Annotated in this window: 9 protein-coding genes and 1 pseudogene; 6 read left to right on the forward strand and 4 right to left on the reverse strand. The window is 72.9% G+C overall.

All coding sequences use genetic code 11. From position 1 onward, the window contains the following. Positions 1–26 precede the first annotated feature (26 nt). Positions 27–644: a TetR/AcrR family transcriptional regulator gene (locus HHX40_RS31570; protein ID WP_182883490.1), complete on the reverse strand. Its 618-nt coding sequence runs from the start codon at positions 642–644 to the stop codon at positions 27–29. Between the two features lie 170 nt (positions 645–814). Here HHX40_RS31570 and glpX point away from each other — a divergent pair, with 170 nt between their 5' ends. Next, on the forward strand, positions 815–1,843 hold the full coding sequence (gene glpX, locus HHX40_RS31575) for a class II fructose-bisphosphatase (RefSeq protein WP_182883491.1): 1,029 nt from the start codon (positions 815–817) through the stop codon (positions 1,841–1,843). Between the two features lie 15 nt (positions 1,844–1,858). Here glpX and HHX40_RS31580 read toward each other — a convergent pair whose 3' ends face one another. Continuing rightward, entirely contained in the window at positions 1,859–2,521 is a 663-nt protein-coding gene (locus HHX40_RS31580) for a DUF1707 SHOCT-like domain-containing protein (RefSeq protein ID WP_244302378.1), read from the reverse strand. A gap of 362 nt (positions 2,522–2,883) precedes the next feature. Between HHX40_RS31580 and HHX40_RS31585 the strand changes: the two genes are divergently transcribed. After that, positions 2,884–4,095 carry an MFS transporter gene (locus tag HHX40_RS31585; protein WP_182883493.1) on the forward strand — a complete coding sequence of 404 codons (1,212 nt, stop codon included), beginning with the start codon at positions 2,884–2,886 and terminating at the stop codon, positions 4,093–4,095. On the opposite strand, the gene HHX40_RS31590 is transcribed toward HHX40_RS31585, so the two are convergent. Beyond that, entirely contained in the window at positions 4,082–5,512 is a 1,431-nt protein-coding gene (locus HHX40_RS31590; RefSeq protein ID WP_182883494.1) for a PLP-dependent aminotransferase family protein, read from the reverse strand. The genes HHX40_RS31585 and HHX40_RS31590 overlap by 14 nt on opposite strands. 67 nt (positions 5,513–5,579) lie before the next feature. On the opposite strand from HHX40_RS31590, the gene HHX40_RS31595 reads away from it, so the two are divergent. The 4 genes from HHX40_RS31595 to HHX40_RS31610 all read left to right on the forward strand — a co-directional run bounded on the left by HHX40_RS31595 (position 5,580) and on the right by HHX40_RS31610 (position 11,848). After that, complete coding sequence (locus tag HHX40_RS31595) at positions 5,580–6,530, forward strand: DMT family transporter (RefSeq protein WP_310738371.1); 951 nt, start codon at positions 5,580–5,582, stop codon at positions 6,528–6,530. Between the two features lie 293 nt (positions 6,531–6,823). Continuing rightward, on the forward strand, positions 6,824–8,476 hold the full coding sequence (locus tag HHX40_RS31600; RefSeq protein WP_117408369.1) for a fumarate hydratase: 1,653 nt from the start codon (positions 6,824–6,826) through the stop codon (positions 8,474–8,476). A 99-nt stretch (positions 8,477–8,575) separates the two neighbouring features. Continuing rightward, positions 8,576–10,027, forward strand: a complete 1,452-nt coding sequence (locus HHX40_RS31605; protein ID WP_182883495.1) for a serine/threonine-protein kinase — start codon at positions 8,576–8,578, stop codon at positions 10,025–10,027. 42 nt (positions 10,028–10,069) lie between these two features. Further along, positions 10,070–11,848, forward strand: a complete 1,779-nt coding sequence (locus HHX40_RS31610; RefSeq protein WP_182883496.1) for a serine/threonine-protein kinase — start codon at positions 10,070–10,072, stop codon at positions 11,846–11,848. 102 nt (positions 11,849–11,950) lie between these two features. Here the strand turns inward: HHX40_RS31610 and HHX40_RS37335 are convergent. Then, a pseudogene (locus HHX40_RS37335) lies at positions 11,951–12,080 on the reverse strand (sugar phosphate isomerase/epimerase); the annotation flags it as partial.

The following is a 12,080-nucleotide window of genomic DNA, read 5'->3' on the forward strand; positions in this document are numbered from 1 at the left end:
GGGGTGGCCGCCGGCCGTACCGGCGGTCAGGGTTGCCGGATATTGCCAATGATGCGAAGAGCGTCCTCGGCCATCCTCCGGGCCTCCGCGGGATCGTCGGACAACGTCACCTCCTGCACGACCGCCGCGAGGGCGCCGGTGACGACCAGGACCAGCGCGTCCTCGTGCTCGAACAGGGCGGCGGTGCGCCGGGCCCACTGCCGGAGCCGTTCCCGCATGACGACCTCGAACCCGGGCGGCGCGTCGCCCCGCAGGAAGAGCGCGGCGAGGTCGCGCTCGGCGAGGCAGCCCTCCAGGTAGGCGCGGGCGGCGGCGAGAAACTGGGGCATCGGGCCGGTCTCCCCCGCCGCCCTCGCCTCCTGCACGGCCTGCCGGGTGCGCAGGGCCTGGCGCTTCTGGAACTCCTCGAACAGCGTGAGATAGAGGTCGGCCTTGCCGGAGAAGTGGTGGTAGAGGCTGCCGACACTGGCACCGGCCCGGGCGACGACATCGGTCACGCCGGCCTCCGCGAAGCCGCTGGTGACGAAGGTCTCCTTGGCGGCGTCCAGGAGCGCGACCCTCGTGGCCGCCCCGCGGTCCGACGTCCGCGTCGCGAGTGGCCGCTCGGCCGGCCGAACGGGGGGTTGCCCAATGTCGCCGCTCATGCGGCGACGATATCCCCGACCCGTCCTCTCCCGTGGCGCGCGCCCGCGAATCCCGTGACACGCGCCCACGAACGCCTCCGACCTGGCCCGACAGGTTCAGACCAATCGGACAGAAGCCCCCTTCGCACATTACGATCGCCCATAGCGGAGCTTGCGACGTGAGGGGATCAATGGCTGATCACGTACCGGCGGCACTGGCTGCGGGAGAACGCGCACCCGACCGCAACCTGGCTCTTGAGCTGGTCAGGGTGACGGAGGCGGCGGCGATGGCCGCGGCCCGCTGGGTGGGGCGCGGGGACAAGAACGGCGCGGACGGCGCCGCCGTCAACGCCATGCGCCAGCTGATCAACACGGTCTCGATGAAGGGCTCCGTGGTGATCGGCGAGGGCGAGAAGGACAACGCCCCGATGCTGTACAACGGCGAGCGGGTCGGCGACGGGACCGGGCCCGAGTGCGACGTGGCCGTGGACCCGATCGACGGCACCCGGCTGTGCGCGCTCGGCATGAACAACGCGATCTCCGTGATCGCGTTGAGCGAGCGCGGCTCGATGTACGACCCCTCCGCGGTGTTCTACATGGAGAAGCTCGTCACCGGCCCGCAGGCGGCGGGGCAGGTGAACATCGACGCTCCGGTGGCCGACAACATCCGGGCCGTGGCGCGGGCCAAGGGCGCCAAGCCGTCCGACGTGACCGTGGTGATCCTGGACCGGCCCCGGCACGAGCGCATCGTCAAGGAGATCCGCGAGACCGGGGCCCGGATCCGCTTCATCACCGACGGCGACGTGGCCGGCGCGATCATGGCCGCCCGCACCGGCACGGGCGTCGACCTCATGCTCGGCATCGGCGGCACGCCGGAGGGCATCGTCGCCGCCTGCGCGCTCAAGTGCATGGGCGGGGTGATCCAGGGCAAACTGTGGCCCCGCGACGACGTCGAGCGCCTCCGGGCTCTCGACGCCGGGCTCGACCCGGACCAGGTGCTCACCACCGACGACCTCGTCCGCTCCGACGACGTGTTCTTCGCCGCCACGGGCATCACCGACGGCGAGCTGATGCACGGCGTGCGGTTCCAGGGCGGCGCGGCGGTGACGCACTCCCTCGTGATGCGGGGCCGCTCGGGGACGATCCGCAAGATCGAGAGCGAGCACCAGCTCTGGAAGCTCGGCGCCTACAGCGCGATCAACTTCGACACGGCCGTCTAGCGGGCCCGGCGGGGCTCACCGGCCGAACAGGCGGCGGCGGGGGCGCTTCGGCGAGCGGGCGACGACCTTGCCGCCGAAGACGAACCCGGCCAGCTCGATCACGGGCGCGTCCGGGGCGTGATCGGTCGCGCCCGCCGGGAGCCGCACCTCGTTGCGGAAGGAACGCACGCGGGCGGTGGGCGCGGTCACGATCCGCACGCCCTCGGGGACGAGCAGCGTGACCGTGCCGGCCATGACGGCGAGCTGGACCACCACGTGCCGCGACTGGAGGAGCGCCTCGCACAGGTCCATCGAGACCGTGCCGCCCAGCGACGTCACCGGGATCTGCGAGGGCACCACCCACCGGCCGCCGCGCGTCTCCGTACGGAAGAAGGCGGTGACGGGACGGTTGTCCATGCGGAACGGCTGGCTCTCCGGCGGCAGCAGGTCGACGGTCAGCTCGGCCAGCTCGCCGAGGGTGCGGGCGGCCCAGACACGCTCCACCCGTTCCTCGTGCTCCAGCGGGGTCAGGCGCCCGTCGATGACGGCGTCCGTCAGCACCGTGACGACCCGCTCCCGGTCGGCGTCCGACGCGCGCATCAGCCCGGGATCGGGCGTCGCGGGGCTGCCCGGGGTGCCGGGAGCGCGCGACGCGAGGAAGGTGGAGATCCACTTCGCGGCTGAGGACTCGCTGCTCACATCTTCGAGGGTATGCGGTCCGCGGCACGCCTCACAGTCTCCGCGGCCACGCGGCTCGGCCGCGCCGCGGACCGGACCATTGACCGGGCGCGGCGCTGCTCCTACGCTGGCGAAAACCTGAACTCTCCTCATGTTCCTGGAGGCCGCGATGTCCGTGAGGGTCGCGATGCCCGTGAGGGTCGCCGTCCGCGGGACTCGCCGCCGTCGCGAGCGCCGCCCGTGGAGGCACGGCTGGGAGCACAGTGGCCAGCACAGTAGGGAACACAGTGCCCGGCACGCTTGGGAACACCGTGCGCAGCACGCTTGGGAACACGGCGCCCAGCACGCTTGGGAACACTGTGCGCAGCACGCTTGGGAACACAGTGCCCACGCCTCGTGACCGGCGGGCCCGGCTCGCCGCCTTCGCGGTGTTCGCCGTCCAGGGCCTCACCTTCGCCACCCTGCTCACCCAGGTGGCCACGCTGCAGCGCAAGCACGGTCTCACCGACGGCGAGCTGTCCATCCTGCTCCTGGTCGTGCCGGTGATCGCGGGCGCCGGGAGCGTGCTCGCGGGCACCGCCGCCTCCCGGTACGGCAGCCGCCTGGTGCTGCGCCTGGCGCAGCCGCTCGCCTGCGCGGCCGTGGTGCTCGCCGGGCTCGCACCGAACGTCCCCATGCTCGTCGTGGCGAACGTCCTGTTCGGCCTGGGGCTCGGCGGGGTGGACGCAGGCATGAACATGCAGGGTGTGGCGGTCGAGCGGGAGTACGGCCGGGCGGTGCTCACGGGCTTCCACGCGCTGTGGAGCGCGGCGGCGGTCGCCGGCGCGTTGTGGGCGTCGGCGGCGGCCGGGATCGGCCTCGGGCTGCCCGCCACCTTCGCGATCGCCCTCGTCCCGGCCGTCGCCGTCGCGCTGGTCGCCTCGACCTGGCTCTATCTCCCGGGTGAGGAGCACCGACACCGGACCGGAACCCCGGCGGAGACGCCGGGGCAGGCGACGGTCAAGGCGGGGGTGGCGTGGCGTCCCATCATCCCTCTCTGCCTCGCGATGGCGTTCCTCTACGTCGGCGACTCGTCGATCTCCAACTTCGGCTCCGTCTTCATGGACAGGGTCGTGCACGCCGCGACGCCCGTGATCCCGCTGGCTCTCGGGGCGTACCAGCTCACGACGTTCCTCGTCCGCGTCGGAGGCGATCTCGCGGTGCGCAGGTTCGGCCCCGCGGCGATCGTGCGCGCGGGCGGCGCAGTGGCCACGCTGGGCTTCGTCGCGATCGTGGCGGCTCCGTCGGCGCCCGCGGCCATCGCGGGATTCGCCCTCACCGGGATCGGCCTGTCGGTGGTGGCCCCGCAGTCGTTCAGCGCGGCCGGCCGCCTCGACCCGGTGGGCACGGGCGTGGCCATCGCCCGGGTCAACATGTTCAACTACGTGGGGTTCATCGTCGGCGCCGCCCTGGTGGGCGGCATCGCCGACGCCTCCGGCTACCAGGTCGCCTTCGCCGCGCCGCTCGTGCTGGCCGCCGCGATCATCCTGCTCGCCCGGGGCTTCCAGCCGCGTACGGCCGGGAGCGCCGCCACCACCGCCCCTATCGCGTCCTGACCTCCTCGGCCATCGCGCGTACGGCCTCCCTGACGCGGTGGACGGGCAGGCGGGCGAACCCGATCACGAGCCCCACCGGCCGTCCTTCCGCGGTCCCGAGGGCCGGGGTCGCGACCTCGGCCGACAGGCCGGCCGCCCGGGCCGCCGCAGCCAGGGCGGACGCGTCCGTCCCGGCGTCCGGCACCGTGTCCGGCACCGTGTCCGGCACCGCGTCCGGCACCCCGTCCGGCACCGCGTAGAGGTGCAGCCCGGCCGAGATGCCGCGTACGGCGAGCCGGGGCAGGTGCTCGGCGAGCGCGCCGACGAGCGCGTCCCTGCGCCGCCGGTACTCCCGGCGCATCCGGCGCAGGTGCCGGTCGTACGCACCGCTCGCGATCAGGTGGGCGAGCGCGTACTGCTCGATGACCGGGGAACCGAGGTCGAACTCCTCACGCGCGAGCCGTACGGCGCGGGCGAGGCCCGGCGGCGCGGCGATCCAGCCGAGCCGCAACCCCGGCGCGAGGGCCTTGCTCACGCTGCCCGCGAGCACGACCCGGCCGGGCGCGAGGCCCTGCAGGCACCCGACGGGATCGCGGTCGAAGCGGAACTCGGCGTCGTAGTCGTCCTCCAGCACCAGGGCGCCGGTGCGGGCGGCCCAGCCGGCCAGGGCGGCGCGGCGGCGCGGGGACAGCACGACACCGGTGGGGTACTGGTGCGCGGGGGTCACCAGCACGGCGTCGGCCCCGGCGGGGAGATCCTCGACGACGATCCCCTCCCCGTCGACGGGCACCGGGACGAGCCGCGCCCCGGTCCGGCGGAGCAGCGGAAGCTGCCGCGCGCTCGTCGGGTCCTCGACGGCCAGGACGACGCCGCGGCCCCGCTCGCGCGCCAGGGCGTGCAGGACGAGGCTGAGCCCCTGGGCCATCCCGGTGACGATCACGACGTCCTGCGGCGTCACGTCGGCCGCCCGCACCCGGCCCAGGTACGCGGCGAGCTCACGGCGCAGGGCGGGCACGCCGCCGGGGTCGCTGTAGTCGAGCGCGTCGTTCGGCAGCGTGGCGAGGACGTGGCGGACGGCCGCGAGCCAGGCCTGCCGGGGGAAGGCGCCGAGGTCGGGCGACGTGGGCCGGTGCCCGTAGTGGGGGCTGCCCTCCCCCTCCCGCCCGGCCGGCTCATCGGCCGCGTGCCGCCCGGCCCCCGCCGCGACGCGGGTCCCGGCGCCGGTGCGGCTTTCGAGCACCCCCTCGGCCACGAGCTGCTCGTACGCCTCCACGACGACGCCGCGCGACAGGCCGAGGTCGCGGGCGAGGTCACGGGTGGCCGGCAGGCGGGCGCCCGGGCCGAGCCGCCCGGAACGCACCGCGTCCCGCACCTCACGGGCGATCTGCGCGGCGAGCCCGCCCGCGCTCCGGTCGACCACCAGGTGAAGATCGCCCATTGGACCACCATAACGTCGTCCGATTGGACCGGTGGCGGAGACCAACCGCTTCCTAGGATCGGCAGACGTGAACACCTACACGACTGGGGCCGCGGGGGCGATGTTCCTCGTGGGGACGCTGGCCGCGGTCTCCGGCGCGATCGAGGACTATCCGGTCTACGGCGGCCAGGCGATCCGCTACGCCCTCGCCGCCATGGTGCTGCTCGCCGCCGCCCGAGCACGCGGCCTCGGACCCGTACGGCTCCGGCCGCGTCAGTGGGGGCTGCTCGCCGCGTTGTCGCTGACCGGGCTGGTGCTGTTCAACGTGTGCGTCGTCGAGGCGGCCCGGGCGTCCGGCCCCGCGCTGCCCGGCATCGTCCTCGGCACCGTGCCGCTGGCGCTGGCCCTCGTGGGCCCGATGGCCACCGGCGGGCGGCCGTCGCCGCGCGTGGTCGCGGCGGGTCTGGTGGTGGTCGCCGGCGCCTCCGTGGCGACGGGCGCGGGCAGCGGGAACCTGCCCGGCCTGCTGTGGTCGCTTGGGGCGCTCGCCTGCGAGCTGTGCTTCTCGCTGCTGGCCCTGCCGCTGCTGCCGCTGATCGGGCCCGTCCGGCTGTCGGCCTGGTCGGCCCTGCTCGCGGTGCCGCTCCTGCTGGCCGCCGGGCTGGCCCTGGACGGCCGGAACGTGCTGCGGACACCCACCCCCGCCGAGGCGGCGGCCCTCGCCTATCTCGCCCTCGTCGTCACGTGCGTGGCGTTCTTCCTGTGGTACCGCTCGCTGCCCCGCCTGGGGCCCGGCCGGGCCGGGCTGTTCGCCGGGATGGTCCCCATCGGGGCGATCTCCACGGCCGCCCTCCTCGGGACCGCCGTCCCCACCACGGCCGACCTCGCCGGAACGGCCCTCGTGGTCAGCGGGATCGCTCTCGGGCTCCGTTCACCCCGGCCCCGGCGTCCGGCGCCGGAGGCCGCGAACCGTCCTGAGAGCCGTCGCGCGACCGGTCGCGCGACTGCCGTACCGCGCCGGACGGAACCCACCAGGTGATGTCGCCCTCCTTGACCTGCCGCAGCACGAGCGCGAGCAGCGACAGGGCCAGGGCCACGAGGATGCCGATCGCGAATATGATCATTACGATGACCTCGCCATTCATGGCCCCTCCTCTCGTCCTGTCTCGATTATCCCGCTTTGTGCGCATATCGTCTGGTTGAATTTATTCAAAACCTACTCATGCCCCGGGCATGATGACCATTGTTCATTCGCCGTACGCTGTGCAGGGACATGGACGGCCCGCGCGTGGCGGGCGCGCCCGACGAGGCAGACCACGAGGACCGAGGACGATGCCGGAGTTCGACTACACCGACCTGCTCCCGCTGGGACCCGACGAGACGGAGTACCGCCTGATCACCCGCGAGGGGGTGCGGGTCACCGAGGCGGCCGGGCGCAGGTTCCTGGAGGTCGAGCCGGAGGCCCTGCGGCTGCTCACCGAGACCGCGATCCACGACATCTCGCACTACCTGCGCGCGTCCCACCTGGCCCAGCTCCGCAAGATCGTCGACGACCCCGAGTCCAGCGGCAACGACCGCTTCGTGGCCCTCGACCTGCTGAAGAACGCGAGCATCTCGGCCGGCGGCGTGCTGCCGATGTGCCAGGACACCGGCACCGCGATCGTCATGGGCAAGCGCGGCCGCCACGTGCTGACCGACGGCCGCGACGCCGAGCACCTCAGCCGCGGCGTGTACGACGCGTACACCCGGCTCAACCTGCGTTACTCGCAGATGGCCCCGCTGACGATGTGGGACGAGAAGAACACCGGCTCCAACCTGCCGGCGCAGATCGAGCTCTACGCCGAGGACCCGAACGGCCACCCGGACGAGTACAAGTTCCTGTTCATGGCCAAGGGCGGCGGCTCGGCCAACAAGTCGTTCCTCTACCAGGAGACGAAGGCGGTGCTCAACGAGAAGCGGATGCTCGCCTTCCTGGAGGAGAAGATCCGCTCGCTCGGCACCGCCGCCTGCCCGCCGTACCATCTGGCGATCGTCGTGGGCGGCACCAGCGCCGAGTACGCGCTGAAGACGGCGAAGTACGCCTCGGCCCGCTATCTGGACTCCATCCCCACGGAGGGCTCGGCGAGCGGCCACGGCTTCCGCGACCTGGAGATGGAGAAGAAGGTCTTCGAGCTGACCCAGAAGCTGGGCATCGGCGCGCAGTTCGGCGGCAAGTACTTCTGCCACGACGTGCGGGTGATCCGGCTGCCCCGGCACGGCGCGTCCTGCCCGGTCGCGATCGCGGTGAGCTGCAGCGCGGACCGGCAGGCACTGGCGAAGATCACGCCGGAGGGCGTGTTCCTCGAACAACTGGAGACCGACCCCGCCCGGTTCCTCCCGGACACCACCGACGAGCACCTCGGCGGCGACGTCGTGAGCATCGACCTGAACCGCCCGATGCCGGAGATCCTCGCCGAACTGAGCAGATATCCGGTGAAGACGCGGCTGTCCCTCACCGGGCCTCTCGTGGTCGCCCGCGACATCGCGCACGCGAAGATCGCCGAGCGGCTCGACGCCGGTGAGGACATGCCGCAGTACATGAAGGACCACGCCGTCTACTACGCCGGCCCGGCCAAGACGCCCGAGGGCTACGCGTCCGGCTCCTTCGGCCCCACGACGGCGGGCCGGATGGACTCGTACGTCGAGCGCTTCCAGGCGGCGGGCGGCTCGATGGTGATGCTGGCCAAGGGCAACCGGTCGAAGCAGGTCACCGAGGCGTGCCAGAAGTACGGCGGTTTCTACCTCGGCTCCATCGGCGGCCCGGCCGCCCGGCTGGCCCAGGACTGCATCAAGAAGGTCGAAGTCCTGGAATATCCGGAGCTGGGGATGGAGGCGGTCTGGAAGATCGAGGTCGTCGACTTCCCCGCCTTCATCGTCGTCGACGACAAGGGCGACGACTTCTTCACCGACACCACCGGGCCCGTCCTTACCATCGGCCGCCGCTGACTCTGCGGGGACGTTGTCAGGATCTTTGACAGAAGATCTCAACAATTTCCCGGCATGGTCTCTACAGGTCGCATGGCACAAATCGGTAAGCTGCCACCCATGCGTGCGCCCTCCGGATACCTGCTAGCCGCGCGCTATCGGCTTATCGAGCCGGTCGGGCGCGGCGGGATGGGCACTGTGTGGCGGGCGCGCGACGAACTGCTCGACCGCGAGGTGGCGGTCAAGGAGGTGCGGCTTCCGCTGGTCCTCGACGAGGAACTGCGGGCGGAGCTGTGCGCGCGCACCGAACGCGAGGGCCGGGCGACCGCCATGGTCGCCCACCCCTCGGTCATCACGGTCTTCGACGTCATCACCGAGGACGACCGGCCGTGGATCGTGATGGAACTGCTCCGGGCGCGATCGCTGGAGGAGCTCATCCGCCAGGAGGGCCCGCTGCCGCCGCGCCGGGTCGCCGACATCGGGCGGCAGGTCCTCGGCGCGCTGCGGGCCGTGCACGCCAAGGGCATCCTGCACCGTGACGTGAAGCCCAGCAACGTGCTGGTCACCGACGACGACCGGGCGGTGCTGACCGACTTCGGGCTGGCCGCCCTGGAGGGCGACGCCTCCATCACCCAGGCGGGGATCGTGCTCGGCTCCGCCGGATACATCTCCCCCGAACGCGTCCTCGGCGACCGGGCGAGCCCGGCCGCCGACCTGTGGTCGCTCGGCGCGACCCTCTACACCGCCGTCGAGGGGCGCGGCCTGCACGGCCGCCGTACGGCGGCGGCGGCGCTCGCGGCGCTGACCAGCGGGGCGCCCATCCCGATGGAGAAGGCGGGGCCGCTCGCCCCGGTCCTGCGGGGACTGCTGCAGATCGACCCGGCGACCAGGATCGACGGCGTGCGTGCGGCGCACGTCCTGTCCAGGGTCGCGGCCGGAGGCGTGGTCGACGATCCGCTCGCCTCTCCCTTCCGCGGCGGACGTCCTTCACCGCCGCCCACCGCGCCCGCTCCCCCCAGCAGCCGCAAGCCGCCGCACCGTAACCCGCCCCGGGGTCAGCACCGTGGCCAGCACCGGGCCGAGTCGCGACCGGCCCCCAAGGTGGCCCCGCGCGACCGCGACTCCGGGCCGCACCGGCAGTCGGGGCCGTACGGCCAGCCGTACCAGGCGGGCGGGCCGTACGATCCGTCCGGCTCCTACGGGGTGTACGGGCCGAGCGGGCCGCTCGGGCCGTCCTTCCCGTCCGGCGGCCAGTACGGGCAGACCGATCCCTACGGACAGACCGGGCCGTACGGACAGACCGGGCCCTATGGGCACAGCGGCCAGTTCCGGCACAGTGGGCCGCACACCCTGTACGGGCAGTCCGGGCGGCACCTCGCCTATCCGCGCGACCTGGGAGGCGACGTCGCCGCCGTGCCGTCCCAGCGGCGGCGGCCGAGCGAGGGGCTGCACCGCAAGCCGCCGGAGCCCGCTTTCCAGCAGGTCGTGCGCATCCCCATGATGCGGCACGTGGCGAAGATGATCAAGATTCTGCTACCGCGCCGGTACTGGCCGAGGATTTTTATCAAGTAACAGGAAAGCGCGTTTCAAGGCTTAATCGCTATCTTTCTTCTCATGCCGGAACAGCATGGGCGGATGCTCGCTGATCGCTACGAGCTGCGCGTCCGCATCGGTCGGGGAACCATGGGCACGGTCTGGCGAGCGTACGACCGTTCGCTGGACCGGGAGATCGCGGTCAAGGAGATCCGCCAGGACCCGGCACTCAGCCCCCGGCAACGCCAGGAGCTGCGCGAACGCATGCTGCGTGAGGGCCGCATGGCGGCCCGCGTCAGTCATCCCTCCGTCGCCACGATCCACGACGTCATCCTCGCCGACGGCATCCCGTGGATCGTCATGGAGCTGGTCGAGGGCCGGTCGCTGGAGCAGGTGATCGACGAGGAGGGGCCGCTGCCGCCACGCCTGGTGGCGGAGATCGGCTGTGACCTCCTGAGCGCGCTGCGCGCCGCGCACGCGCAGCGCATCCTGCACCGGGACGTCAAACCGGCGAACGTCCTGCTGACCGAGACGGGCAGGGTCGTCCTGACCGACTTCGGCATCGCCAAGGCCCTGGGCGACACCGCCCTCACACAGACGGGCATGGTCATCGGCTCCCCGGGTTACACCGCCCCGGAGCGGGCCCGGGGCGATCACACCGGCCCCGAGTCGGACCTGTGGTCGCTCGGCGCGACGCTGTACTTCGCCGTCGAGGGACGACCGGCGTACGAACGCGCCACGGTGGGCGAGACGCTCGCGGCGCTGATGACCGAGAGCGCCGACCCGCCCGCCCAGGCCGGGCCGCTGCGCCCGGTGCTGGAGGGACTGCTGGAGAAGGACCACAGGGCGCGCCTCACGCCCGAACGCGCGGCCGCGATGCTGCGGATGATCGCCGACACGCCGACGGGCGCCTCACCCGCGCCCGCTCCGGCTCCCCCCGCGCGTCCGGCCGGGACGGCGGACGTACAAGCGGACGGCAGCACGGACGGCAGCGCGCACAACAGGACGGACGGCGGGGCGAACGGCAGGGCGGATCAGCAGGCCCGGCCCGAAGAGATCGAGATGATCGCCCCGTCCTCCGCCGCCGGCTCTCCCGAAGCCGTCCCGTCAGCCGCGGCCCCCGGAGGCGTGGCTCCGCACGGCGCGGGTCCGCACAGCGCGACTCCGGGCGGCATGGCTCCGCACAGCGCGACTCCGGGCGGCATGGCTCCGCACGGCGCGACTCCGGGCGGCATGGCTCCGCACGGCGCGACTCCGGGCGGCGTGCTGGGCGACGAGGAGGACGTGAACCGCACCATGGTCGTGCCCCGCCCGACGGGCGTGCCCAGGGTCCCTCCTGCCCCGCCACGACCCGATCCCGGTCCCGATCCCGTAGGCAGGCACGACACCACCGTTCCCGGCAGGCTGCCGGGGACGCCGGGCCAGGGGCCGGCGGCGGCCCCGCCCTTCTCCTCTGCCCCCGATCACGCCGCCGCGAGTAACGCCGCCATGGGCGGCGCGGGGCGGCACGGCGCGGGGAGCCTTCCCCTGCCCGCCACGCAGCCTCCTGCGCCTCCCGGTCCACACTCCGGTCCACAACAGTCCGGCCCACAACACTCCGGCCCGCCTTTCGGCCCGTATCCCTCGGCGCCTCCCGGCGGCCCCGGGAGTCCCGGGGGGCCGCTGGAGGGTGCCGGGGGTCATGGCGCACCGGTGGACGGCGTACCCGGGTCGAGCAGCCTGGGCACGGACCTGTTCGCGATGCGCGGCCCCTCCGGCCCGGACGCCGGTACGCGGGTGCGGGTGCTGGTGACGATGGGAGTCGTGCTCGCCGGGCTCGTGGTGCTGATCCTGCTGGCGGTCGTGCTCATCGCGAAATGAGACGTCTCCGGGAAAAAGACGTCTTCGTGAAAAAAGACGTCGTCGTGAAAAAAGACGGCGGCCGCGGTGGGGACACCGCGGCCGCCGCCTGGGGGTGAGACGTCACTCGGAGGAGAAGGCGGCGTCGAAGGCCGCGTCGGGTGGGGTGATGGCGTTGAGTGCGCGGATGTAGGCGAGGGACTCGGGTGCGCCGTGCAGCCGGTCCATGCCCGCGTCCTCCCACTCGATGGAG

Origin of the sequence: Microbispora sp. H10949 (assembly GCF_014161435.1) — a bacterium.
In the GTDB taxonomy this organism is placed as follows: domain Bacteria; phylum Actinomycetota; class Actinomycetes; order Streptosporangiales; family Streptosporangiaceae; genus Microbispora; species Microbispora triticiradicis.